This is a genomic window from bacterium, from assembly GCA_035691305.1.
GTDB lineage: Bacteria > Sysuimicrobiota > Sysuimicrobiia > Sysuimicrobiales > Segetimicrobiaceae > DASSJF01.
The window spans coordinates 43,954-67,998 of sequence record DASSJF010000035.1 but is presented as its reverse complement, the minus strand read 5'-3'; the positions used below and the strand labels follow the sequence as shown (position 1 = coordinate 67,998).

General features: G+C 70.3%; 23 protein-coding genes. 11 read left to right on the top strand and 12 right to left on the bottom strand.

Annotated elements, in window-relative coordinates:
* Positions 1 to 200 precede the first annotated feature (200 nt).
* Positions 201 to 1,640 (top strand): amidase, encoded by a 1,440-nt coding sequence (locus VFL28_06270; GenBank protein HET7264257.1) that lies wholly within the window; start codon positions 201 to 203, stop codon positions 1,638 to 1,640.
* 66 nt (positions 1,641 to 1,706) lie between these two features.
* Here VFL28_06270 and VFL28_06265 read toward each other — a convergent pair whose 3' ends face one another.
* The 8 genes from VFL28_06265 to VFL28_06230 all read right to left on the bottom strand — a co-directional run bounded on the left by VFL28_06265 (position 1,707) and on the right by VFL28_06230 (position 10,952).
* Entirely contained in the window at positions 1,707 to 3,089 is a 1,383-nt protein-coding gene (locus VFL28_06265) for a M20/M25/M40 family metallo-hydrolase (protein ID HET7264256.1), read from the bottom strand.
* Between the two features lie 36 nt (positions 3,090 to 3,125).
* Complete coding sequence (locus VFL28_06260; GenBank protein ID HET7264255.1) at positions 3,126 to 3,527, bottom strand: thioesterase family protein; 402 nt, start codon at positions 3,525 to 3,527, stop codon at positions 3,126 to 3,128.
* A 94-nt stretch (positions 3,528 to 3,621) separates the two neighbouring features.
* A complete protein-coding gene (locus tag VFL28_06255; protein HET7264254.1) occupies positions 3,622 to 4,392 on the bottom strand; it encodes a copper amine oxidase N-terminal domain-containing protein in 771 nt (256 codons plus the stop codon).
* A 95-nt stretch (positions 4,393 to 4,487) separates the two neighbouring features.
* Entirely contained in the window at positions 4,488 to 5,312 is an 825-nt protein-coding gene (locus tag VFL28_06250) for an ABC transporter permease (GenBank protein HET7264253.1), read from the bottom strand.
* A gap of 94 nt (positions 5,313 to 5,406) precedes the next feature.
* Complete coding sequence (locus VFL28_06245) at positions 5,407 to 6,330, bottom strand: ABC transporter permease (protein HET7264252.1); 924 nt, start codon at positions 6,328 to 6,330, stop codon at positions 5,407 to 5,409.
* A gap of 60 nt (positions 6,331 to 6,390) precedes the next feature.
* On the bottom strand, positions 6,391 to 8,028 hold the full coding sequence (locus tag VFL28_06240) for an ABC transporter substrate-binding protein (GenBank protein ID HET7264251.1): 1,638 nt from the start codon (positions 8,026 to 8,028) through the stop codon (positions 6,391 to 6,393).
* A gap of 111 nt (positions 8,029 to 8,139) precedes the next feature.
* Entirely contained in the window at positions 8,140 to 9,822 is a 1,683-nt protein-coding gene (locus VFL28_06235) for a DUF885 family protein (GenBank protein HET7264250.1), read from the bottom strand.
* A gap of 2 nt (positions 9,823 to 9,824) precedes the next feature.
* Entirely contained in the window at positions 9,825 to 10,952 is a 1,128-nt protein-coding gene (locus VFL28_06230) for a Gfo/Idh/MocA family oxidoreductase (GenBank protein ID HET7264249.1), read from the bottom strand.
* Between the two features lie 159 nt (positions 10,953 to 11,111).
* Between VFL28_06230 and VFL28_06225 the strand changes: the two genes are divergently transcribed.
* Genes VFL28_06225 through VFL28_06200 form a run of 6 tightly spaced genes read left to right on the top strand, consistent with a single transcriptional unit; the run spans position 11,112 to position 16,533 of the window.
* Positions 11,112 to 12,704 (top strand): ABC transporter substrate-binding protein, encoded by a 1,593-nt coding sequence (locus VFL28_06225; protein ID HET7264248.1) that lies wholly within the window; start codon positions 11,112 to 11,114, stop codon positions 12,702 to 12,704.
* Between the two features lie 33 nt (positions 12,705 to 12,737).
* On the top strand, positions 12,738 to 13,676 hold the full coding sequence (locus VFL28_06220) for an ABC transporter permease (GenBank protein ID HET7264247.1): 939 nt from the start codon (positions 12,738 to 12,740) through the stop codon (positions 13,674 to 13,676).
* On the top strand, positions 13,676 to 14,581 hold the full coding sequence (locus VFL28_06215; GenBank protein HET7264246.1) for an ABC transporter permease: 906 nt from the start codon (positions 13,676 to 13,678) through the stop codon (positions 14,579 to 14,581). The genes VFL28_06220 and VFL28_06215 overlap by 1 nt, the downstream gene beginning before the upstream one ends.
* Positions 14,582 to 14,614: 33 nt before the next feature.
* Positions 14,615 to 15,373 carry a glucose 1-dehydrogenase gene (locus VFL28_06210; GenBank protein ID HET7264245.1) on the top strand — a complete coding sequence of 253 codons (759 nt, stop codon included), beginning with the start codon at positions 14,615 to 14,617 and terminating at the stop codon, positions 15,371 to 15,373.
* A gap of 1 nt (position 15,374) precedes the next feature.
* Positions 15,375 to 15,986: an alpha/beta fold hydrolase gene (locus VFL28_06205; protein HET7264244.1), complete on the top strand. Its 612-nt coding sequence runs from the start codon at positions 15,375 to 15,377 to the stop codon at positions 15,984 to 15,986.
* A gap of 25 nt (positions 15,987 to 16,011) precedes the next feature.
* Complete coding sequence (locus VFL28_06200; protein ID HET7264243.1) at positions 16,012 to 16,533, top strand: RidA family protein; 522 nt, start codon at positions 16,012 to 16,014, stop codon at positions 16,531 to 16,533.
* Position 16,534: 1 nt separating this feature from the next.
* Here VFL28_06200 and VFL28_06195 read toward each other — a convergent pair whose 3' ends face one another.
* The 4 genes from VFL28_06195 to VFL28_06180 form a co-directional block, all read right to left on the bottom strand.
* Entirely contained in the window at positions 16,535 to 17,233 is a 699-nt protein-coding gene (locus tag VFL28_06195; protein HET7264242.1) for a GNAT family N-acetyltransferase, read from the bottom strand.
* 109 nt (positions 17,234 to 17,342) lie between these two features.
* On the bottom strand, positions 17,343 to 18,191 hold the full coding sequence (locus VFL28_06190) for a polysaccharide deacetylase (GenBank protein HET7264241.1): 849 nt from the start codon (positions 18,189 to 18,191) through the stop codon (positions 17,343 to 17,345).
* Between the two features lie 10 nt (positions 18,192 to 18,201).
* Positions 18,202 to 19,401 carry a M20 family metallopeptidase gene (locus VFL28_06185; protein HET7264240.1) on the bottom strand — a complete coding sequence of 400 codons (1,200 nt, stop codon included), beginning with the start codon at positions 19,399 to 19,401 and terminating at the stop codon, positions 18,202 to 18,204.
* Positions 19,402 to 19,410: 9 nt separating this feature from the next.
* Positions 19,411 to 19,821: a VOC family protein gene (locus VFL28_06180; protein HET7264239.1), complete on the bottom strand. Its 411-nt coding sequence runs from the start codon at positions 19,819 to 19,821 to the stop codon at positions 19,411 to 19,413.
* A gap of 175 nt (positions 19,822 to 19,996) precedes the next feature.
* On the opposite strand from VFL28_06180, the gene VFL28_06175 reads away from it, so the two are divergent.
* The 4 genes from VFL28_06175 to VFL28_06160 all read left to right on the top strand — a co-directional run bounded on the left by VFL28_06175 (position 19,997) and on the right by VFL28_06160 (position 23,996).
* The gene (locus VFL28_06175; protein ID HET7264238.1) at positions 19,997 to 21,151 is read left to right on the top strand and encodes an extracellular solute-binding protein; all 1,155 of its coding nucleotides are present in this window, start codon (positions 19,997 to 19,999) and stop codon (positions 21,149 to 21,151) included.
* An 81-nt stretch (positions 21,152 to 21,232) separates the two neighbouring features.
* Positions 21,233 to 22,354, top strand: a complete 1,122-nt coding sequence (locus VFL28_06170; GenBank protein ID HET7264237.1) for an ABC transporter ATP-binding protein — start codon at positions 21,233 to 21,235, stop codon at positions 22,352 to 22,354.
* A complete protein-coding gene (locus VFL28_06165; GenBank protein ID HET7264236.1) occupies positions 22,351 to 23,193 on the top strand; it encodes an ABC transporter permease in 843 nt (280 codons plus the stop codon). The genes VFL28_06170 and VFL28_06165 overlap by 4 nt, the downstream gene beginning before the upstream one ends.
* Positions 23,194 to 23,195: 2 nt before the next feature.
* A complete protein-coding gene (locus VFL28_06160) occupies positions 23,196 to 23,996 on the top strand; it encodes an ABC transporter permease (GenBank protein ID HET7264235.1) in 801 nt (266 codons plus the stop codon).
* The last annotated feature ends 49 nt before the right edge of the window (positions 23,997 to 24,045 follow it).

The following is a 24,045-nucleotide window of genomic DNA, read 5'->3' as shown; positions in this document are numbered from 1 at the left end:
CCGCGCCCCCTCCAGGCGGCCGCGGGACGGTGCGCCCCGGCGGCCCTCCGGCTCCCTCGCCGAGGTGCTGAAGTTCCAAGCCAGGTCGTCGGCGGCGCTCCGCGCGGTGAAGATGCCGATGGCCGTCGAGCCATCCTTCGTCTTTAAACCTTAGGCGTTCGCACCGCCGATCTTCACGGCATAGCGCCAGCGAGGTCCCGATGGACAATCTTCTGTTCGCGACGATCGGCGAACTGCGCGACGGGCTGCGGCGCAGGACGTTCTCGTCGGTCGAGTTGACCCGGCTCGCGCTCGCCCGCCTGGAGTCCCTCGGGCGGTCGCTCAACGCCACCGCGACGATCCTGCGCGAGCGCGCGCTGCGGGAGGCGCGGGCGGCCGACAAAGCGCTGGCGCGCGGCCGCGGGGCCGCGCTGACCGGCATCCCGTACGGCGCGAAGGACCTGCTCGCGGCCCGCGGTGGGCCGACGACCTACGGGGCGCCGCCGTGGGCCCGGCGGGTGCTGCCGTTCGACGGCGCGGTGATCGAGCGCCTGAACGCCGCGGGGGCCGTGCTGACCGCGAAGCTCGCGATGATCGAACTCGCGGGCGGCGGCGGCTACCGCTGGCCGGCCGCCTCGCTTCAAGGCGCGACCCGCACGCCGTGGAGCCTGGAACACTGGTCCGGCGGCTCGTCGAGCGGCACCGGCGCGGCCGTCGCGGCCGGATTGGTACCGTACGGCATCGGCTCCGAGACGTCGGGCTCGATCCTTTCGCCGTCGTCGAACTGCGGCGTCACCGGCCTCCGCCCGACGTACGGGCTCGTCAGCCGGTGGGGCGCCATGGCGCTGTCCTGGACGATGGATAAGCTGGGGCCGATGTGCCGCACGGCGGAAGATTGCGGCATCGTCCTCGAGGCGATGGCGGGCCCGGACCCACGCGACCCCGGCTCCGCCGGCCGGTCGTTCCGGATGGCGCGGGCGCGCCGGCCGCTCCGCTCGCTTCGCGTCGGGTACGCCGTCGAAGATTTCGACAACGCCGACCCGACGATCCGCGCGGCGCTGCGCCAAGCGCTCGATGCCGTCAAGACTCTCGGCGTGCGCCTGTCGCGCGCCGTGCTGCCGGCGCTCCCGATCGACTCGGTGGCGCGGACAATCATCCGCGCCGAGGGCTCGGCGTCGTTTCAGGACCTGATCACCAGCGGCCGGATGCGCCTTCTGGCCGACAAGCGCCAGGCGATCGGATTGGTGGCCGGCACGAAGATCAGCGCGGTCGACTACCTTCAGGCGATGCGCATCCGCGGACTGCTGCAAAACGCGTTCGCGGACCTCTTCCGGCGCGTCGACGTCATCCTCGCGCCCGCGCGGCCGCGGGCGGCGCACCGGATCGACGAGCCGATCGACGCGGAATGGCGGCCCGTCGGCGCGAAGCGCCGCGGGCCGGGCGGCATCACCGTGGTGGCCGGCAACGCCGCGATCACGGCGGCCGGCAACCTGGCGGGGCTGCCGGGCCTCGGCGTGCCGTGCGGCTTCAGCACAACGGGACTGCCCATCGCCATCCAACTCGTCGGGCGGCCGTTCGACGAGTCAACGCTGATTGCGCTCGGCGCAGCCTACCAGGACGTGACGGACTGGCACCGGCGCATTCCACCGGGGTACGCCTGAAGTCGGGAATCGGGACAGCGGCCCTCGTGTCCGACGTGAACGTGGGGCGCGCAACCCCGCGGCGCGTCAGGCGCGGCCGAAATCCCCGCGCGCGCGCGCATCGGCGAGCGCCTGAAACACTTCCGCGCTCACATGGATGCCGTCGTAGAAACGCTCGAGGCTGAGGTTCTCGTTGGGGCTGTGGTTGTTCTCGTCGGCGTTGGCGTACGGCACGTCGATGTGGGCGATGCCCAGCACGTCGGGCCAGACCGCGTTCGGCAGGCTGCCCCCGCTCGCGAGGTTGAGCACCGGGTCGACGCCGCGGTAGGCTTTGATCGCGCCGGCGATCACCGCGACGGCCGGGTGGTCCGGCGGGGTACGCGTCGCCTCCATCGTCGTTGACTCGCGGATCTCGACCGCGACGCGGGGGTCCACCTTCGCGGCGTGCCGCTTCACCTTCTCGAAGATGTCGCGGATCCGCTGATCTACGACGAGGCGGACGTCGATCCGGCATTCCGCGCGGGCCGGAATGATCGTCTTCCCGCCCGGCCCCACGTACCCGCTCGCGAATCCCTGAATGTTGAAGTACGGCTCGAGCATGATGCGCCGCCAGTAGGCCGGGCCGTCGATCTGCAGCGGCGGCATGCCCATCGTCTCGCCGAACATCTTGGGATCGAAGTCGAGCGACGCGAGGATCCGTTCCTCGACGGGGCCCACCGGCCGCACGTCGTCGTAGAAGCCGTCGATCAGGACGCGTCCCTTCGGATCGACCATCGTCGCGAGAAGGTGCACCAGCATCCACACGGGGTTCGGCGCGACGCCGCCCTTGTTGCCGGAGTGGTTGTCGCGGTCGGCCCCCTGCGCGACGAGGCGCAGTCCGAGCATGCCGCGGTTGCCGAGCGAGATCACCGGCCGGCCCGACGGGTGCAGGCCGCCGTCCGAGATGTACACCAGATCCGCGGCGAGCATCTCTTTGTGCTGCGCGGCGAACACGCCGAGGCTTGGGGAGCCCGATTCTTCCTCTCCCTCGAACACGAACTTGAGGTTGACCGGCAGCCGCCCGGCGGTCTCGAGCCACGCGCGCGCCGCGAGTACGTGGGCGATCAACTGACCCTTATTGTCGCCCACGCCGCGTCCGTAGATCCGGCCGTCGCGGACGGCCGGCTCGAACGGCGGCGACTGCCACAGATCGAGCGGCTCCGGCGGCTGCACGTCGTAGTGCCCGTAGCAGATCAGCGTGAAGGCCTTCGGGTCGCGGACGAGATCGCCGAAGACGACCGGCTGCGTCGGCGTCTCGATGATGCGCGCCGGAATGCGGTACTCGGACAGGATGCCGGCGAGCAGCTGCGCGCACTCGCGGACGCCGACGTTCTGTGCGCTGATGCTGGGTTGGCGTATCAACCGCACCAGCGTCTCGAGCTCGTCCCCGCGGTGCGCGTCGATATAGGCGTGGACCGGGTTGGTCGACATCCGCTTCCCTCCGCTCTTGCGTCCCGAGGGCCGCGGTCAGCGGGCCCCGATCTCCCGGAATCGCGCGTACAGACGGTCTCGCGAAACCACCACCTGGACCGTCCGGCCTTCCCCGATTTTCTCGCGGCCGTTGTGGGCTTCGACACGGCAGTGGATGCGCCGGCCGTCCACGCGCTCGAGCACGGCCCGCGCGCGCACGCGCTCGCCCACCGCGGTCGGTGCGACGTGCACGACGTCGATCGCGTAGCCGACCGCGTCTTCGCCCGGCTCGAGAAACGGCAGGAGGATCTTGCGGCCGGCCTCCTCCATGTGTTTGACCATCATCCAGGTCGCGTACACGGGGTGGACCGCGCCGAGCTCGTCGAAGTGCACCGCCATCGCGTCGGTCACGGTGAGCTGCACTTCGGCGGTGGTGCCGGGAACCAGACCCTCGCGCATGATCGCCCCCTGCGCGGATTCTAACATGAACGTGCGCGGTGTACGACGAGGCCGGGGCAGAGCCCCGGCCTCGTCGTCACGGTGCGCCGCGAGCCTAGTACGCCGAGGTGGCGCGAATCCGCCGCGCGACGTTGCTCTGGCTCACGACGATATCGACCCGATCCCCCGCCCGAAGCGCGCCGATGGCCGCCGAGCCGCCCGCGCCGTTCCGATCGATGCGCGTGATGATGGTCGAGGACGTAACGGCGTACCGCGACACGGTCCCATCGTGGCTCACCACGATCAGACCCGGCGAACGGGGATCAACCGGCAGCCGCACCGCGATGATCGTGCCGATCACGTGCGTCGCGCCGGGACCGTAGCTCTGCGAGGGCGGAAGCCCACCCGGCCCGTACGCCTGCGACGGCGGGACCGCCGCGCCGTCGCCGGCGATCGCGACGGTGGAGGCGTTGGCGTCCCAGGTCACATTCGCGCCGAGCGTCTGGCTGACAAACCGCAGCGGCACCATCGTCCGGCCGCCCACGAGCATCGCGGGCACGTCCATGACGGCGGGCCGCCCGTTGATCATCGCCTGGGTGTTGCCGATCTGCAGCGAGACGCCGGTCGCGCCGCGCTGCGCGAGCACGGTCTGGCTCCGGTCGTCCCAGCCCACGGTCGCGCCGAGGCGCTCAAACACGCCCCGCAGCGGGACCAGCACGCGGCCGTCCGCGATCTGCGGCGGCACGTCGAACGCCACCGGCCGGCCGTCGACGAAGACCCGCACGTACGGCGCCGGGGTCTGCGCGCCGGCCGTGACCACGCCGGCCGCCAGCACGACGGCCAGCAACAGCGCCGCGCCGGCGATGGTGTTGCGCATCTGTCGCATACGATCACTACCTCCTATCAGGTGATGAGAAACGGACGGAGGGGCGCCCGCGGCCCCCCTCCGCCGAATCAATCTCTTACGTTACCCGGAACGCCCTAGCTGCGAAACCTCGGATCCAGCACGTCGCGCAGGCCGTCGCCGAGGAGATTCACGGCGAACACGGCCGCCATGATCGCGAGGCCGGGGAAAAAGGCCACCCACCACGCGCGCGCGAGAAACTCGCGGCCCTCCGCGAGCATGTTGCCCCACTCCGGGGTCGGCGGCCGCACGCCGAGCCCGAGAAAGCTCAGGGCGGAGCCGGTGATGATGGCGCCGGCGATCCCGAGCGTCGCGATCACCACGAGCGGCGCCGTCACGTTCGGGAGAATGTGGCGCAGCACGATCGCACGGTCGCGGCACCCGACGACGCGCGCCGCCAGCACGAACTCCCGCTCCTTCACGCTCAACACCGCCCCGCGCGCGATGCGCACGTAGTCGGGGATCGCCGAAATCCCGACCGCGATCATCAGGTTGGGCAGGCTGCTGCCGAGGGTCGCGATCACGGCGAGGGCGAGGAGAATGCCGGGAAACGCCTGCAGCAGGTCCATCGTGCGCATGATCACGGCCTCGGTCCGGCGGCCGGTATAGCCGGCCACGAGGCCGAGCGTCACGCCGCAGGCCGCCGCGATGCCGACCGAGACGACGCCGACGGTCAGCGAAAGCCGTCCGCCCCAGAGCACCCGCGAGAAGACGTCCCGACCGAACCGGTCCGTGCCCATGAGATGCGCGGCGCCCGGCGGATCCAGCGGGGCCCGCAGGTTGGCCTTGAAGGGCGCGTACGGGCTCAGCCACGGTGCGAGCACGGCGCAGAGGACCACGATCAGGAACAGCGTCCCGCCGGCCAGCACGCTCGGATGACGCAGCAGGCGGCGCACGACGATGCGCGCGGGCGTCGCCGTGCGCGCCCCCGGTCCGGCGGCGGCACCGCGTAACGGCGACGCCGCTGACGGCCGCGCCCCCGGCGCCGGGCGCCCGCTATCCGTAGCGGATGCGGGGATCGACGGCGGCATAGGCGATGTCGACCACGAGATTGACGGCCACGTACACGAACGCGGCGACGAGCACGGTGCCCTGCACGAGCGGGAAGTCGCGGCTCAGGATCGCGTCGACCGCGAGGCGGCCCAATCCGGGCCGCGAGAAGATCGTCTCGGTCACCACCGCGCCGCCGAGGAGTGCGCCGAGCTGCAGACCCAGCATCGTGATCACGGGGATCAAGGCGTTGCGCAACGCGTGCCGCCAGACGACCAGCGCCCTGGACAACCCTTTCGCGCTCGCGGTCACGATGTAGTCCTGCCGCAGCACACCGAGCATACCGGAGCGGACCAGGCGCGCGAGTACGGCCGAGGAGATGAGCCCGAGCGCGGTTGCCGGCAGGACGAGGTGGTCCAGGCCGCCCTCGCCCGTCGCCGGGAACCAGCCGAGCGTGAACGAGAAGAGCATCAACAGCAGCAGGCTCGAGTAGAAGACCGGCATCGAAACGCCGAGAATCGCCACGGCCATCGCCGCGGTGTCGAGCCAGGTCCGGTGGGCCAACGCCGCCACCACGCCGAGGGTCAGCCCCAGGGCCACCGCGAGCGCGAGCGCCGCGAGCGTCAGCTGCACCGTGGCCGGCAGCACCTCGAGAATGCTGTCGAGCACCGGGCGCTGGCTTCGCAGTGCCCGGCCCAGATCGCCCCGCAGCAGATGGCCCGCGTAGTCCTCGTACTGAGTGAGCAGCGGCCGGTCCAGCCCGAGCTCGTGGCGAATCTCCGCCGCCTGGGTCTCGGTCATCGGCTTGTCGCCCGCGAACAGCAGCACCGGGTCGCCGGGGACCAGGTGCAGCATCAGGAACGTGACGACGGTGATCCCCACGAGCACCGGCACGGCCTGCAGCGTCCGCTGCGCCATGTACCTTAACATGCGGCCGCCGTCAAGACCGCGCGGGCCGGGTACGGGGTATGGGGTCCGAGAATCCGGCCCCTAGCGCCGCACCTGCACGTCGTACATCCAGACGTACGAGGCCAGCGCGTCGATCGAATCGCCGCCGACCTCGGCGCGCTTGGCGTTGTAGGTGATGGTGTCGACCAGCGGCACGCACACCGCGTCGCGCAGCACGCGCTGTTGAAGCTGCCTGTACAGGTCGATGCGCTTGGCCCGGTCGATCGTGGCCGCGGCCGCCTCGAGCATCCGGTCCACCTCCGGGACCTGGTAGCGCGCGCGGTTGAACGCGTTCACGTTCGACGAGTGGAACAGCGTTCTCATCACGTCCGGATCGCCGTACGAAAACCACATGAAATTGATGTCGTACTTGTTCTGGCTGACCTGGGCGCGGAAGGCGGCGCGCTCCAGCGCGTTGACCTGCACGTCGACGCCGACGTCGCGCATGCTGGCCTGGACCGCCTCGGCCATCGCCTTGTCGCGCGTCCGGCCGATGATGAGGAAGTTGACGCTGAGCTTCTGGCCGCCTTTCTCGCGGATGCCGTCCGCGCCGGCCCGCCATCCCGCCTCCTCGAGTACCTTTTTGGCCTGCGCGGGATCGTACCGGTACATCTTCTCCGCCGACGCGTCGTAGCCGAGCGTCGGACGCATGAGCGGGCTCCAGGCCACCTTCATCAGGCCGTTGAACACGGTCTTGTTGATGCCCTCGCGGTCGACGCCCCACTCGAACGCGCGCCGCACGGCGATGTCGCGGATCTGCGGCGACCCGGTCACGTTGAGCAGCAGCACCCAGCCGGACCCCGGCTGCGGCCGCTCGATCACGGCGAAGCGCTTGTCGGCGCGCAGCGCGCCGATCTCCAGCGGATCCGCGTCGTTGACATACTGCGTCTCGCCGCTCTTCAGCGTCCCCGTGCGAACGGAAGCGTCGGGGATGATCTTGAACACGAGCTCGTCGAGGTACGCCTGCCCCTTGTGCTTGAAGAGGGACGACGGCCACGCGTAGTCCGGGTTGCGCACGAGCGTCACGTGGTCCTTCGCCACCCACTCCTTGAACATGAACGGTCCGGTGCCGACGGGATGCCGCGCGAAGTCGGCGAGCCCCATCTTCTTGACCGCGGTGGGCGACACGATGCCGAGGTACCCGTTGAGGTTGGTGAGCAGCGGCGCGTAGCCTTCCTTCATCACGATCCGGACGGTGGACTCGTCGACCACCTCGGTGTGATCGTACGGCCCCAACTGGTCGTGCGACTGGCCGGCCTTCGTCTCGGGCGCGACGACCCGATCCATCGTAAACTTCACCGCGTCCCCGTTGAACGGCGTCCCGTCGTGGAACTTCACGCCGCGGCGCAGCTTGAACGTGTAGACTTTCGCGTCGGGCGAGATCGACCACGACTCCGCGAGCGCCGGCACGAAGCGGCCCGGCGTCGGTTCCCAGATCAGGGGCTCGCAGACGTTCAACGTGATTCTGATCACCGAGTCGAAGTTGGTGACCTGCGGGTCCAGCGTGTCGTCCAGGTCCAGACCGCCGACAGTGAGCGTACCGCCCGCCGCCGCGGCCTCCGCCGTGGTGATCCCCAGGCTCCGAACCAGCGGGTCGTACGCGCCGAGCGCCGCCGCCCCCGCCAGTGTTCCCGCTCCCGCGAGCAGCCGCCGCCGTCCAAACCGAACCATCCGCGCCATGCCGACCTCCCCTAGTTGGAAGCGATTCCGCACCTCGGCCGGCCGCCCGGGCGGCACGGTCCGGCTCTCTTTCACGGCGCCCGGGTTCGCTCCTCTACCGCGGCCCCCGCGCTATGATCCCGCGGCGAGCAGGTCCGCCGCGCGGGCCACCGGGATCGACCCGCAGGCGAGCAGCCGATCGTGGAACGCGCGGAGGTCGAAGGCGCGGCCCGCCCTCGCGGCCTCTTCCCGCCGGAGAGCGTGGATGCGGTCCACGCCGAGCAGGTACATCATGGCCGTCCCGGGGTGTAGCGAGTTCTTGAGGGCTTCCCCGCGCGCCGCTCCCGCGTCCATCCCGCCGCGGGAAGCATAGGCGTCCGCCGCCTGCTCGAGCGTCCACGCGCCGGTGTGGAGGGCGACGTCGGCGGCGGCGCGCAACGCGATGCGCAGGCGTGTGTGCGCCTGCGCGACCCGCTGCAGCGGCGAGAGAAAGCCGATCTCTTCCATGAGGTCGACCGCGTAGCAGGCCCATCCCTCGGCCATCGTGCCGCCGCAGAACATGGCGATCCTCGAGGCGCAGTCCACTGCGGCGATCCGGCCGATCCGCGAGGGCGCCCGGTAGGCCCACCAGTTCTGCACGTGGTGACCGAGCCCGGCGTGATGGATCACGTGGTTGAGCGCGATCGCCGCGTCGTTGGCGGCCCGGAGGAGTCGCGCCTGCTCGTCCACCGGCATCTCCGGCTCGACCGGGGCCACGAGATAGTCGACGACCGGCACGCGGTCGAACGCCGCGGGCGCCCGGTACGCGAGAAAATACAGCGACGGCGCGGCCTCGCGCGTCCAACGCGGACGCGGCACGAACCGAATCGGATAATCCGGCCAGGTCACGAGACGGTGCTCCTCGACCGCGCGGCGGGCGGCGTCCCACACTTCCTGGTATCTTGCGTAATACCGCGCCGCCGTCGGGTGGTGCGCCCCGAGGCTCGCCAGCGCGGCCCGCCAGTCGGCGAACCCAGCCTCGGCCGCCCGTTCGCGGAGCGCCGCCTCGGCCGCCTCCGCGCGCGCTTCGGCGAGCCGGCGCACCTCGGAGGCCCGGAGCGTTACGCCGTGGCCGCACCGCATCAGGAGCTCGAGCGCCGCCTCCCCGCAGGCGTACGCCGCTTCGCCCCCGGGCCGGATTTCGGTCATCAGGTGATCGCGAAACCGCGCGAACGCCGCGCCCGCTCCGGCCGCCGCGGCCCGGAGGCGGCCCGGATCGACGCCGTGCGCCGTGACGTCTTCGTCGGCGATGAACGTCTCGATGCCGCGCCCAAACAGCGCCGCGGCCGCGGTGCACTCACGAGCCGCGCGCTCGATCCACGCCGCCGGCGCCGACCGCACCTGCACCCGGCCCTGCTCGAGGAACGCCGGAATCGCGGCCAGGCGTGCGACCGCGGCGTCCACCCGCTCCTCGAGCGGCGCGAACGGCCGCAGCAGCAGCGCGATGACGCCGAAGACCGCCTCGCCGGTCCACACGCACGGGTTGCCGCGCGGACCGTGCGGCGCCCGGCGCTCCCACAGCTCGATCTCGAGAAAGCCCTCGGCAAGGTCCCGGTCGAGCGCCTCGACGGGTGAGGCGGACTCCTTCGGAAGACCGCGGAAGCGGCGCCGGAGGTCCTCCATCTCGGCCTGCGACGCGGCGAGCCCCTCCTCGGAGTGATCCGGCAGCCGGCCGTCCCCCCCGTGCACGCCGATGAAGGTCGCGTTGACCGGGCGGCGGCGGTAGTACGCGTCGAAAAACGCGTCCAGCGTGGAGCGCAGCGCGGGGGCCGGCACGCCTAGCGCGGGAGCGGCAGGTCGACCCACCGGCGCTCGCGCACCGACAGGGCGACCGCGTTGATCACTTCCTGGACGCGGGCGCCGTCGAAGAAGTTGCCCTGGTTCGTCTCGCCGCCCGCGACGATCTCGTCGATGAAGTTGCGGATCAGGTTCGCGTAGAACAGCGTGCGCCACGATTCGCGCGGGTGCCCCCCGGCCGGGTAGAAGTGTTTGGGGACTTCGACCTCGCGGAACTCCACCCGGTCCGGCGTGGCGATCCGGATCGTCTCCGCGATGCCGTTCTCCTCGACCAGCCGGCAGATGATCGCCCCCTCCCGGCCGTAGATCCGGGCTTCCACGCCCGGATAGTTGCCGATCGTCACGTAGCCGGTCTGGATCGAGCCGATCGCCCCGTTCGCGTACTCGCCGATGAAGACGTCGCCGTCGTCGATGTTCATCCGCATCACCCGGCCGGTTGCGCGGACCATCCGCTCCGGGATGAAGTTGCGCATCGTCCCGACGACGCGGTCGTAGCCCGCGCCGACCCACCACTGGCCGATGTCGATGATCGGCGCGCCGTATCCCTCGACCGATGACACGTGCAGGACGGCCGGATCCCAGGTGGGATCGACCTGCCGCAGCGGCGTCGCCGGGTTGAGCCATTGCGAGTTCTGCTCGTAGCCGTTGAAGATGAACGGGGTCCCGACAAAGCCCTCGTCCATCAGCAACCGTGCATACTGCACGCCGGGGCTGTACCGAAAGGTAAAGCCGAGCTTCGTCTTGAGGCCCTTCCGCTTCGCGAGCTCCGCCGCGCGCATCGTGTCCCGGAAGTCGTAGGCGACCGGCTTTTCGCAGAGAACGTGCTTGCCGGCCTCGATCGCCGCAACCGCGAGCTCGTGGTGAGTGTGCGACGGGGTCACCACGTCCACGATGTCGACGTCGGTCCGCGCCACGGTCGCATGCCAGTCGGTCGTCGCGGTCGGGATTGCGAACTCGCGGGCGCACGCTTCCGCGCGGTCGGCCTCGACATCGCACACCGCCACGACGCGGCAGCGCGGGTCGCGCTTCCAGCCGGGAATGTGGGCGCCGGCCGCCCAGCGACCGGCGCCGAGCACGGCGATGCGCAGTTCGGAGAGAGGAGGCGTCATGAGGCTAGGTTCTGGAGCCGCGACCCAACTGCCTGCCGGCCGCGCGCCGCCGCGAGATACACACCTGTGACACGCCCGCGCCGGCCGCGCCGAAGGGAGCCTCTTGCAGCCCGCCGAACCTGAGCGGCGCCTGCATCAGGTCGGGGAGGGGGAATCTTGATGCGTCCGATCGGCCGCTGGCTCGTCTGCGCCTTCGTCGCGCTCGTCCTGGCCGCCATGCCCGCGCTCGCGCTCGGGGCGCCCGGCGCCGGACCGACGTTCACGATCGCGCGGTCGCAGGAAACCGAAACGCTGGACCCCGAGCGGACGACCGCGGTGTCGTCGGCGGAGGTCGACTTCCTGCTCTACGATACGCTGACGTCGCTCGACGCGGATAACACCGTGAAGCCGGGGCTGGCCGAAAAATGGACGATCGCACCGGACGGCAAGACGTACACCTTCACGCTCAGGCAGGGCGTCCGCTTCGCGTCCGGCAAACCGCTGACGTCGGCCGACGTGAAGTTCACGCTCGACCGCTGGCGCTCGCTCAAGGGCTCCCCGACGGCGTTCAACATCTCGCCGATCGAGAGCGTGGACGCGCCCAACCCGCAGACGGTCGTGCTGCACTTGAAGGATCCCCTGTCGATCCTGCTCGTCAATCTTTCCGACTATTCGTCGAGCATCCTCAACTCGGCGGCCGTGAACAGCGCCGGGGACGGTTACGGCACCGCCGTCGGCAAGGTGGACGGCAGCGGCCCGTTCATTCTGCGGGAGTGGGTCCGCAACGACCGCCTCGTCGTCGCGCGCAATCCCAATTACAACTGGGGCCCGCCGGTCTTTCAGAATCACGGGCCCGCGCACCTCGGCACCATCGTGATGAAGGTGATCACGGAAGACGCGCCGCGCCTCGCCGCCGTCCAGGTCGGCGACGCGCAGTTCGACGCCACCGTCCCCGGGCAGGCGGTGGAGCGGCTGACCCGCGAGGGCAAGCTGCAGGTCATTCGCTACGCGGACCTCAACACCGCGTTCATCGGCTTCAAGCTGGGCCACAAGCCGCTCGACGATCTCAAGGTGCGCCAGGCGATCAACTACGGCGTCAACCGGCAGGAAATCATTCAGGGAGCCTACTACGGCCTGGCCGAAGAGGCCTTCGGGCCGCTGTCCCCGGGCACTCCGGGATACTGGAGCGGCGTCAAGAACATCGCCTACCACTACAACCCGAGCACCGCAAAGCGAATGCTCGACGAGGACGGCTGGACCCAGGCGCGGCCCGGCGCCGCGCGAACGAAGAACGGGCAGCCGCTCTCGCTGCTGTTCCTCTGGACGCCCGGCGCGGCGTTTGACGACGTCGTACCGCTCGTCCAAGCCGAACTGTCCGGCATCGGCATCAACGTGCGGCCGCAGCAGATGGAATGGACCGCGTTCCTGGCCGCGCTGCGCGCGGGCCAGCACGACATGTTCCTGATCAACGTGCGCTACACGACGCCGGACGTCCTCTACTTCTACTTCAAGAGCACGCAGCGGCCGGCCCCCAACCGGTTCGACTGGGCGGACGCGGAGACGGACCGTCTGCTCGACCTCAGCCGCTCGAGCACCAACGAGGGCGAGCGCATGACGGCCTACCAGAAGCTGCAGCAGATCGTGGTCGGCAACGCGGTCTGGATCCCGCTCGTCCACCAGAAGCGGGTCGTCGTCGCGTCGAAGCGGTTGTCCGTGCCGAAGATGTACTCCGCCAACGTGCTCTACAAGATGCTCGATCTCGATCTGAAGTAGCCGCCTCGGGCACCGGCGGTCGCGGAGGCGGCGGTGGCCTCGTACATCGCGGGGCGCCTCGTGCAGGCGGTGCCCGTGCTGCTGGGCGTGTCGGTGCTGGTCTTCCTGATCCTGCACCTCACGCCCGGCAATCCCGCGCTCGTCGTGGCGGGGCCCGACGCGCCGCCGTCGGTCGTGCGCGACATCGAGCGTACGCTCGGCCTCGACCAACCGCTCTACGTGCAGTACGGCCGCTACGTCGGGCGGATGGCCCGGGGAGACTTCGGCCGGTCGATCCGATCCCGCGAACCCGTGCTGGAACGGCTGCTGGACACGTTCCCGGTCACGCTCGGCCTGGCGACGGTCGGTGTCGTGTGGACCACCCTCGTCAGCGTACCGATGGGCATCCTGGCCGCGTACCGCCGCAACTCGCTGCTCGACATCTCGACGATCTTCGTCGTGCTGGCCGGCAACGCGATGCCGGTGTTCGCGATCGGCCTCGTCCTGCTCTACGTGTTCGCGGTTCACCTCCGGTGGCTCCCGTTGACGGGCTACGAATCGCTGCGGACCCTGGAGGGGTGGCGGCACATCGCGCTCCCCGCGATCACGGTGAGCAGCGGGGTGATTCCGCTGCTGACGCGCCTCACGCGGTCCTCCATGCTCGAAGTGCTTCATCAAGACTACGTCCGGAGCGCCCGCGCGAAGGGCGTGCGCGAGGCGGCGGTCGTCGTCCGCCACGCCTTCCGCAACGCGCTGCTGCCGGTCATCACGATCATCGGGCTGCAGTTCGGGGGCCTCCTGACCGGCGCGTTCATCACGGAGTCGATCTTTTCGCTGCCGGGGATGGGACGGCTGGTCGTGCAGGCGATTCTCGGGCGCGATTTCCCGATCGTGCAGGGCGGCGTGCTGTTGTTCGCCGTGACGTTCGTCCTGACGAACATCCTGGTCGATATCGGCTACGCCGCGGCCGACCCGCGGATCAGGTACGGCTAGTGGCGACGGCGCGCGAAACGGGTCTGGGCGCGGCCCCGGCCGACGGCCGCGCGGGCGTTCCGGCGCCGCGCTCGCGGCGGGCCACGCTCCGGCGGCGCCTCGGCAAATCGTGGCAGGTGCGCATCGGCGGCGCCATCGTCGCGGTGCTCCTGTTCACCGTCGCCGCCGCCCCATTTCTTGCGGTCGCCGATCCGACGCAGCCGGACATCCTGGCGCGCTTCGGCCGCCCATCGCACGCCCACCCGTTCGGGACGGACAATCTCGGCCGCGACATCTTCAGCCAGATCGTCTACGGCAGCCGCATCTCGCTCAGCATCGGCCTGATCTCCGTCGGCATCGCCGCGGCCTTCGGCATCACGCTCGGGCTGCTCGCCGGCTTCTACCGCCGGCTCGACAATCCGATCATGCGCGTGATCGACGTGCTGCTGGCGTTTCCCGGCCTGCTGCTGGCGATCGCGATCGTCGGCGCGCTCGGCCCCAGCCTCGAGAACGCGATGATCGCCGTCGGCATCGCGACGATCCCCGGCTTCGTGCGGATCGTGCGCAGCGCGGTGCTGCGCGTCGGCTCCAACGAATACGTCGACGCGGCGCGCGCGGTCGGCGTGCGCGACGCCCGGCTGCTCGTGCGGTACGTCCTGCCGAACGTCTCGTCGGAGATCATCGTCACGGCGACGCTCGGCATGGCGTCGGCGATCCTGTTCGCGGCGGCGCTGTCGTTCCTCGGCCTCGGCGCGCAGCCGCCCACGCCGGAATGGGGTGCGATGGTCCTCGCCGCGCGCAACTACCTGGACATCGCGCCGCACCAGGCGTTTTTCCCGATCGCGGCGATCTTCGTGACGATTCTCGGCTTCAACTTTCTCGGGGACGGCCTTCGGGACGCGCTCGATCCGCGGCTCTACCGGTAGCCCGGCGGGGCCGATTCATTGGGGGGGGGCGTCATGGACGAGATTCGTCTTGACGGGAAGGCGGCGGTCGTGACCGGCGGCGGCAAAGGCATCGGGCGCGGCATCGCGGAGCGCTTCGCGCGCGCCGGCGCGGACCTCGTGCTCGCGGGACGCGACGCGAAGGCGCTCGACGCGGCGCACGCGGCGATCGAGCGGCTGGGCCGCCGGTGCGTCACGGTGGCCGCGGACGTGCGCGAGGCGCAGGCGTGCCGGCGGATCGTCGACCGCGCGGTCTCCGCCTACGGCCGCCTCGACGTGCTGGTGAACAACGCCGGCATCAATCACCGGACCCCGGCGCTCGACGTGAGCGAGGCCGAGTGGGACGAGGTCCTCGACACCAACCTGAAGGCCGTGTTCTTCTGCGCCCAGGCGGCCGCGCGCGCCATGCCGGCGGCCGGCGGCGGCGCGATCGTGAACGTCGGCTCGACGATGAGCTTCGTCGCGCTGCCGAACCGCGCCACCTACTGCGCGAGCAAGGGCGGGGTCGCGACCCTCACCAAACAGCTCGCGGTGGAGTGGGCGCCGCGGGGCATCCGCGTGAACGCCGTGGCGCCGACGTTCGTCGAGACGGACATGACGGCCGAGGTGCTGCGCAATCCGGACATCCGCTCGCAGATCATCGGCCGCATTCCGCTCGGGCGCGTGCTCGACGTCGACGAGGTCGCCAGGACGGTGCTGTACCTGGCGTCCCCGGCCGCCTCGGGGATCACGGGCGTGACCCTCCCGGTAGACGGAGGCTACCTCGCGCACTGAGGTGGCGCGCCGGATCCTGTTTCTGCCGGGAGCGGGCGGGAAGCGGACGTTCTGGCGCCCGGTCGCGGACCTCCTCCCCGCGCACTACGAGCGGGTCTTCCTGGAATGGCCCGGCCATGGGACGGTGCCGCCGGACCCGCGCGTGTCGTCGTTCGACGATCTCGTCGCGCTCGTGCTCGATCGCATGGACCGGCCGGCCGACCTTGTCGCGCAGTCGATGGGCGGCGCCGTCGCGATCCGCGCCGCGCTCGACCGTCCGGCGATGGTCCGCCGTCTGGTCCTGACCGCGACGTCGGGCGGGATCGACCTGTCGCGCTTCGGCGCCGAAGACTGGCGGCCGCCCTACCGGCGGGAGCACCCGCAGGCCGCCGCGGCGTCGCTGCTGAAGCACGGGGACGATTTCAGCGAGCGCATCCGGACGATCACGGCCCCCACGCTGCTCTTGTGGGGAGACAACGATCCGATCAGCCCGGTCGCCGCCGGCGAGTACCTCGCCGGCCTGCTCCCGCGGTCGACGCTGATCGTCGTCCCGGGGGGCTCGCACATGTTCGCCGAAGAGCGGGCCGAGATCGTCGCGCCCTACATCGCGAGCCATCTCGCGCTCGAGGTCTGACGTCCAAACGCATCGGAGGTTCATCATGCCCCGGGCACGCAAGCGCGCGTCGCGAGCACGCTCGGCGTCCGCCGCGAAAGCCACCGCCGGTCGGGTGGAACGGGCGCTCGCCGGGATGGACCTCGCCCTGCCCCCCGCGCCGCGCGCGGTGGCGAACTACGTGGGCGCGGTCGTCGCCGGCAACCTCGTCTTTGTCTCCGGGCACGGCCCGGTCCAGGACGGCGAGCTGATCTACCGCGGGAAACTGGGGCGCGAGTTCACGACCGCCCAAGGCCGGGACGCCGCGCGGCTCGTCATGCTCAACTGCCTCGCGTCGCTCAAGGCGGCGATCGGGAGCCTCGACCGGGTGCGGCGCGTCGTCAAGCTGCTCGGCATGGTGAACGGCACCCCGGAGTTCACGGAGCAGCCGCAGGTGATCGACGGCGCCTCCGACCTGCTGGTCGCGATCTTCGGCGAGCGGGGCCGCCACGCGCGCTCCGCGGTCGGCATGGGCTCCCTGCCCTTCAGCATCGCGGTCGAGATCGAAATGGTGGTGGAGATCGGCTGATTCAGCCTCGGAACGTATAGCGCTGCTGACGATAGACTTCATCGACAAAACCGAGCCGCCGGTAGAGATGGATCGCTAGATCCTCGGGGTCGGCGTTGATGACCACGGACGCGCACCCGCCCGCATAGGCATCCGTCAGGATTCCACACAGGAGCGCGGTCGCGATCCCGCGTCCGCGGAAAGGCACACGCGTAGCCAGCTGAAAGACGAAACGGTCTCGGCCCTCCCGCCAGCCCACGACGCTCGCGGCCGTGCCCCCGATCCGAGCGATGAAGAAATGCGAGCCCGCGCCGAGCACCACGCGCCGGCGGGCGGCTTCCGCATCCACCTGCGCGGCCGGTGGCTCGTCCTCGCTGTCGGCGAAGCCCTTGATCCGGGCAGTCACGAATTCGCGGAGCGTTTCCTCGGTGACCGCCTCGACGCTCATGCCCGGAACGTCCGGAGGCGCGGGCACGGCGCCGACGTGGGCCAGGTAGGCGAGCGCGTGGTCCGCGGTGCAGCCGGCGGCGAGGAGCGCGCTCCCGATCTCGCGGCCGGCGGCGGGATCGTCCACGACGATGCGGACCGGCGCGCCGTCGAAGTACTCGCGGAGGTCTCGCACGAACCGCGCGGCGTCCGCGGCCGCCAGATCGGTGACGGTGACCCGGTCGAACCGCTCACGGCCGGCCCGGCCGTAGAAGCCGTACCGGCGGCGTTCCACGTGGTATCCGGTGCGCGGATCCGAGGTCCTATACCAGCTTCGGACCTCCGGCACGAGACGATCGTGCTCGGGATGACGGTCGGCGCGCGGCGCCGCTGCTGTCACGACGCTAGGGTCGCGTCGTGCCTCTCTCGGGATCGATCACCCGCGACTCCTGTTTGGCGGCCCACGCGGCGATCTCGGCGACCGTCGCGAACCAGACGCCCGGGACACGCCGCATGTGCTGGATCAGCTGCTCGAGCCCGAGCAGCCGCCCGGCGCGGCCCGAGATCCACGGGTGCATCGTGAGCACGAAGCAGCCGTTCTCCCGGCGCATCCCGTCGAACTCCTGCGCCCACATCCGGATCACGCGGTCCGGGTCGGAGATCTGATTGCTCGCCCCGTAGACGTGCCGGTACATCGGCGCGTCGTCGAGGAGCCACTGCACCGGCACCTCGACGAGCGGCCCGGACGGCGTCGTCAGCCCGTACGGGACGTCGTCACCCATGAGCGAGCTGTCGTAGACGAAGCCGCGCGACTTGAGCAGCGCCGGGGTGCCCGCGTTGAGCTCCCACGACGGCGACCGGTAGCCCGTGGGCCGGAGGTCGAGGTACGACTTCCAGATGTCGAGCTGGGCCTCGAGGACCCCCGCCTCTTCGCCGGCGCTCAGCGTATCGAGCGACTCGTGCACGTTGCCGTGGGCGGCGAGCTCGTGCCCGGCGTCGCGGATCGGCCGGATCGCCTCCGCGTGGTGCGCGATCGTCCAGCCCGGAACGTAGAAGGTCCCGCGCATCCCGTAGCGCTCGAGGAGGCGCAGAATCCGCGCCACGCCCGTTCGGACGCCGAACCGGCGCTCCTCGTTCGCCGCGAGCGAGCGCGCGGCGCGCTCCGGCTCGCGAAAGATCAGGGCCGACTCGGCGTCGACGTCGAAGCTCAGCGCGACCGCGCAGTCGCAACCCTCGGGCCAGGGATATCGCATCGGCTCCCTCCTACGCGGGCCGGTCCCCGCCGGGGGGGACCGTCGCCTTGAACTCATCCCACATCGCCTTGACCGCCTCGGGCCGGTACAACACGTCGAGCGAGGTCATGGCGAGGCCCTTCGCCGCGGCCAGCATCGCCTCGTAGCCCCGCGGGGACGCCGCGGCTTCCCGGAATTCGACCGTGTGCCCGGAGACGCCGTCGGCGATCTTGAGGTACGGGTGGATCGTCGGGCACGCCATGCTGACGTTCCCGATATCCGACGAGCCGACGCCGCCTTCGCTCGGTGGCTGCTCCCCCGCGATCCCGATCCGGCCCATGTTGCCGGCGAACAGCGCCGCGAGCGCCTGATTGTTGTAGCGCTCGGCGTAGACCAGGCCCTGCTCGAACTCCACCTTGGCGCCCGTCTGCGCCGCGGCCCCCTCGGCGCACCGCTTCACCTTCGCCAGCACGTCGGCCATCGTCGAGCGGGCGGCCGCGCGGACGAGGAAGTCGCCTTCGGCGTAGGCGGGCACGACGTTCGGCGCATCGCCGCCCTTCGTGATGATCCCGTGGATGCGGACATCGCTCGGCACGTGCTGGCGGAGCGAGTCGATCGCGTGGTACGTGAGGAGCAGGGCGTTGAGCGCGTTGATGCCTTTCTCCGGCATCGCCGCCGCGTGCGCGGGCTTGCCGTGGAACTTCACGAGGAGCGACTGGGCCGCGAGCGCGCCGCGCGTCCACCAGTTGTTCCTCGACGGGTGAAACATCATCGCCGCGTCGACGCCCTCGAACGCCCCCTGCTCGACCATGGGGATCTTGCCGCCCATGGTCTCCTCGGCCGGCGTCCCGAGGACGGTCAGGGTGCCCGGCAACGCCGGCACCGCGCGGCGCAGCGCGACGGCGGCGCCCACGCTGGCCATACAGATCAGGTTGTGGCCGCACGCGTGGCCGAGCCCTGCCAGGGCGTCGTACTCCGCGATCAGCGCGACGCGCGGCCGGGCGCCGCGCCCCCGCACCTCGGCCCGAAACGCGGTCTCCATGCCCGCGATCGGGCGCTCGACCGAGAAGCCGGCCTCGCGCAGGAGCGCCCCGAGCCAGTCCGCCGCCTGCCGCTCTTGTAGACCGAGCTCGGGATTCTGGTGGATCCGGCGGCTGAGGCCGACGAACTCGTCGCGCGCGGCGTCGATCTCCCCGCAGACACGGTCCTTGAGCGCGTCGAGATCTTCCATCGCCCGCTCCTAGACCCGCTGAATGAACTGATAGGAGACGCCGCCCGTCGTCTCGGCCACGGTCCAGATGTTCAGGCGGTCGCCGATTTTCCGCGGCTCCGGCTCGGTCGTGCGGACCCCGAGCGGCGCGAGCGTCGTCAGCACCTCCGGAATGCTCCGCACCTCGACCGCGATGTGCTCGATCCGGGCGCGGTGCCCGCCCTCGCCGAGCCGCTTGCGGCGCACCTCGGGATCGTCGAGCTGGATCACCTCGATGTCGACGCCGGACACGCCGTAGAACGCGGCATGCAGCGTGTTGTTACTGAGGTTGATCTCGCGCATCACGGGCAGTCCGAAGATCTCACCGAGCCACTTCTTCTGCTCGCCCAGATCGGCGACGATCACGCCGATGTGATCGATACGCTGAAAGAGCGGTGCCACGATCCCCACCTCCGCAGCCTGGATGAGTATTGACTACCTCCGCGGCGCGGAGGAGACCTGCGCGGGATCACGCGACGCGGCCGGGGCCCGCGTAGAGGAGGGCGTTCCGGGCGGGTGGAACCCTTGGCCTTGCCCGCGTCGTACCTACCGGGAGGTCACATCCAGGGGGCCACGGATGAGCACCGGCAAGCTGCTGCGCGATCCCGCCGTGCGCGCGACGGTTGGGCGCTGGCTGGACGGCACTCTGACGAGGCGCGAACTATTCCGCGGACTGGGCACCCTCGGCATCGGCGCGGCCGCCGCCTCGGCGGTGATCGGCGCCTTCGGCGAGTCCGGCAGGGTGGCCGCGCAGCAGTCCTTCAAGGGCCAGACGCTCGTGGTGACGAGCTACGGCGGTACGTGGCAGCAGTTCATGGAAGACGAGCACATCCCCGCGTTCGAGGCGCTGACCGGCGCGAAAGTCGAGCTGGCGATCGGCCTCGCGAAGGACTGGTTCGCGAAGATGCGGGCCGCCGGCACGAAGAATCCGCCGTACGACGTCTTCGTCACCAACGAGACCTACCTCGCACAGCTGCGGTTGGAAGGCTACTTCGCCCCTCTGCCGGCGGACAAGGTCCCGAACCTTCAATTCGTGCCCAAAGAACTGCGCCAGCCGAAGGACGTCGGCGTGCTCGGCCTCGTCGGCCCGCTCGGCATCGCCTACCGGACGGACCAGGTGAAGAATCCGCCCTCCTCATGGCTCGACCTCGGCAAGTACGGCAGCAAGACCTGCTTCTTCCAGATCGGCAACTCCGGCGAACCGCAGCACATCATGAAGCTGGCGCAAGTCCTCACCCGCGACTACAAGAACTGGAAGCCCGCGGTCGACTGGGTCGCCAAGAACATGTGCGCCGCGCGGCAGGTGGACTTCAGCGGCACCGAGCTCAACATGATGACCCAGGGCGAGGTCAACGTCGGCCTGATCGATTCGCCGGACTGGGCGCTCATGAAGGCGAAGGGTCTGCCGGTGGCGTGGGTCCTGCCGAAGGAAGGCTACTGCGGCATGTTCGAGCAGGACATGAACGTCACCGCCGGCAGCAAGGCCAAGGACCTCGGCTACGCCTTCATCAACTACTGGCTCAGCCCGCCGATCCAGCAGAAATGGGCGGAGAAGTTCTACTGGACGCCGGCCAACCCCCACGTCAAGATCTCGGCGAGCGTCGCGCCGCTGATCCCGGTGACTCAGGACCAGCTCGGCAAGATCCCGCGGTGGGACTACGTGTGGCTGAACACGTCCGGCGCCCGCGATCAGATGACGGACGCCTGGAACCGGCAGGTGAAAAGCTGCTGAGCCGCGCGCGCACCGGCCGGCCGAACGCGAAATCACGGGGGCCGCGTCGCATGCCGACGCGGCCCTTCGTCGGCACCGGCGTTGGCTGAGATCCGCCTCCGCGGCCTGACGAAGCGCTTCGGCGACGTCGTCGCGGTCGACGGCCTGACCCTCGACGCGGCGTCGGGCGAGCTCGTCGCGCTGCTCGGACCGTCCGGCTGCGGCAAGACGACGACCCTGCGGATGGTCGCCGGCTTCGAAACCCCGACCGCGGGGCAGATTCTGCTCGACGACCGGGATGTCACCGGCGTCGCGCCGGAGCGCCGGAACTGCGGCATGGTGTTCCAACACTACGCGCTCTTCCCGCACCTCACCGTCGCGCAGAACGTCGCGTTCGGCCTCGAGATGCGGCAGGTGCCGCGGGCGGAGATCGCGCGGCGCGCGGCCGAGATCCTCGACCGCGTCGGGCTCGGCGGCCTCGGGGGCCGCTTCCCCCGCCAGCTCTCCGGCGGGCAACAGCAGCGCACCGCCCTCGCCCGGGCCCTCGTGATCAATCCAAGCGTCCTGCTGCTCGACGAACCGCTCGCCAACCTGGACGCGAAGCTGCGCGAAGAGATGCGCTTCTATATCCGGTCGCTCCAGCGCGAGTTCGGGATCACGACGCTGTACGTCACCCACGATCAGGCCGAGGCGCTCGTGCTCGCCGACCGCGTTGCGGTGATGATGGACGGCGTGCTGCGGCAGTTCGACGCGCCGGAGGAGATCTATCACCGGCCGAAATCCGCGGCCGTCGCCGCGTTCATCGGCCTCACCAATCTGCTGCCCGGCCGGGTCGCGGCTCGCACCGGAGATACGGTGGACGTCGAGACGCCGGCCGGCCGGATCCGGGGGCGCGGGCTGCCGGAACTCGCGCCCGGGGCCCGCGCGGCGCTGAGCGTGCGGCCGGAGCATATCGAGCTCGAACAGGCGGTGGCGGCACCGGCCGGCCTCCAACCGGACGGGCCGAACCGGTTGCGGGGGCGCGTGGCCGAACGGACGTTTCTCGGAGCCATCACCGACTTCCGGATCGACCTCGGCGGAGGTGTGACCCTCCGCGTGCAGGGACGGGCCGCCTCGAGGCTTCGGCCCGGGGATCGCGTCGCGGTCTCGTTTGCCGAGGCCGACGCCTGGGCCGTTCCCGCCGGCGACACGCCCCTGCCGGCCCAGGCGGCCGCGTCTCCGTGAGCACCCCCTCCCGGCACCTGCTGGTGGCGCCGGTCGCGCTGCTGCTCCTCGGGTTCTTCGTGCTCCCCTACCTGAATCTTGTGGTGATCAGCACGATGACGCCGAGCCCGACGGCCGCGTACTTGAGGGTGTTCACGCTCGCCAACTACGGCCGCATCGCGGGCGACGCGTTCACGTGGGGGGTGATCCTCCACACGCTGCAGATCGGCGTCCTGACGACCCTCGTTGCGCTCGCGGTTTCATACCCGCTCGCCTACCATCTCGCCCGCGCCGGCCGCGCCTACAAGAGCCTCCTCATGGCGCTCGTCATTTCCCCGCTGCTCGTCGGGGTGCTGATCCGCACGTACGGCTGGATGATCCTGCTCCAGGACACCGGCCTCATCAACCAGGCGCTGCAGGCGCTCGGGCTGCACGCGCTGCCGCTGATGTACAACGACCTCGGCGTCGAGATCGGCCTGGTCCACGTCTTCATCCCGTTCATGGTCCTCGCGATCGCCGGGCCGATCCGCGCGGTCGACCCGGAAGTCGAGCTCGCGGCGCGCTCGCTCGGGGCGGGCTTCTGGCGCACCTTCTGGCGGGTCACGTTCCCGCTGAGCATGCCGGGCGTGATCGCGGGCACGATCCTCGTCTTCGTGCTGACGATCAGCTCCTACGTCATCCCGTCGCTGCTCGGCGGCTTCAAGGTCCTGACGGTGCCGATCCTCGTGATCCGCACGATCACGGAGCTGTTCAACTGGCCGGGCGGCAGCGCGTTCGCGATCCTGTTTTTCGCGATCACGATCGCGGTGCTGTGGGCCTATCTCCGCGTGCTCGGCCGCGCGGCCCACCCGGCGGCCTGACCGTGGTCAAGACCGGCGAACGGCGCTGGCTCGCTCTCGCGGCGATCCTGCTCTACGTCTTTCTGCTCGCCCCGGTGGTGATCGTCGTGATCGCCGCGCTCAACGCGGGCACGTATCTGCGCTTTCCGCCGGAAGGGATTTCGCTGCGCTGGTTCCAGGCGTTCGCCCACAGCCGCACGATGGTACGGTCGTTCAAGTTCAGCGTCGAGCTGGCCGCGATCGTCACGGCGATCGCGACAGTGATCGGCACCACCGCGAGCCTGTGGCTGGTGCGCTTCTCCGGCCGGTTCCGGACGGCGATGCGCCTCTTGATGATCGCGCCGATCGCGGTGCCGGGCATCCTCACCGGAATCGCGCTGCTGATCTACTTCTACGCGGTCGGATGGGGAAAGTCGGGCGGGCTGTGGCAGCTCGTCGCCGGCCACACGCTCATCTGCATCCCGTACGTCGTGCTGATCGTGAGCGCCGTCCTCGTCCGGTTCGACCGCAGCCTCGAAGAGGCGGCGCGCAATCTCGGCGCGGGACCGTTCGTGACGTTCCGCCGGATCACGCTCCCGCTGATCAAGGGGGCGGTCATCTCGGGCGCGATCTTTGCGTTCGTGACGAGCTACGACGAGTTCAACATCTCGCTGTTGCTGCACGGCGTCGGCACGGTGCCGCTGCCGATCGAGCTGTTCGACTATCTCCGGTTTTCATTCGATCCGACGCTCGCCGTCGCCGGCACGATCAGCATCGCGATGGCGGTGCTGGTCGTGCTGATCACGGAGCGGCTCGTCGGCCTGGAGGCGCTGTACCTCGGGTGAGCCGGGCCCGGCATAAAGCGGTGAACGAACGTCGAGGACCGGAAGGACG

What these genes read in the sequence shown, in the direction of transcription:
- VFL28_06270 (HET7264257.1), top strand. Translation starts at nt 201, where the DNA reads ATGGACAATCTTCTGTTCGCGACGATCGGCGAACTGCGCGACGGGCTG.
- VFL28_06265 (HET7264256.1), bottom strand. Translation starts at nt 3,089, where the DNA reads ATGTCGACCAACCCGGTCCACGCCTATATCGACGCGCACCGCGGGGAC.
- VFL28_06260 (HET7264255.1), bottom strand. Translation starts at nt 3,527, where the DNA reads ATGCGCGAGGGTCTGGTTCCCGGCACCACCGCCGAAGTGCAGCTCACC.
- VFL28_06255 (HET7264254.1), bottom strand. Translation starts at nt 4,392, where the DNA reads ATGCGACAGATGCGCAACACCATCGCCGGCGCGGCGCTGTTGCTGGCC.
- VFL28_06245 (HET7264252.1), bottom strand. Translation starts at nt 6,330, where the DNA reads ATGTTAAGGTACATGGCGCAGCGGACGCTGCAGGCCGTGCCGGTGCTC.
- VFL28_06240 (HET7264251.1), bottom strand. Translation starts at nt 8,028, where the DNA reads ATGGCGCGGATGGTTCGGTTTGGACGGCGGCGGCTGCTCGCGGGAGCG.
- VFL28_06230 (HET7264249.1), bottom strand. Translation starts at nt 10,952, where the DNA reads ATGACGCCTCCTCTCTCCGAACTGCGCATCGCCGTGCTCGGCGCCGGT.
- VFL28_06225 (HET7264248.1), top strand. Translation starts at nt 11,112, where the DNA reads ATGCGTCCGATCGGCCGCTGGCTCGTCTGCGCCTTCGTCGCGCTCGTC.
- VFL28_06210 (HET7264245.1), top strand. Translation starts at nt 14,615, where the DNA reads ATGGACGAGATTCGTCTTGACGGGAAGGCGGCGGTCGTGACCGGCGGC.
- VFL28_06200 (HET7264243.1), top strand. Translation starts at nt 16,012, where the DNA reads ATGCCCCGGGCACGCAAGCGCGCGTCGCGAGCACGCTCGGCGTCCGCC.
- VFL28_06190 (HET7264241.1), bottom strand. Translation starts at nt 18,191, where the DNA reads ATGCGATATCCCTGGCCCGAGGGTTGCGACTGCGCGGTCGCGCTGAGC.
- VFL28_06185 (HET7264240.1), bottom strand. Translation starts at nt 19,401, where the DNA reads ATGGAAGATCTCGACGCGCTCAAGGACCGTGTCTGCGGGGAGATCGAC.
- VFL28_06175 (HET7264238.1), top strand. Translation starts at nt 19,997, where the DNA reads ATGAGCACCGGCAAGCTGCTGCGCGATCCCGCCGTGCGCGCGACGGTT.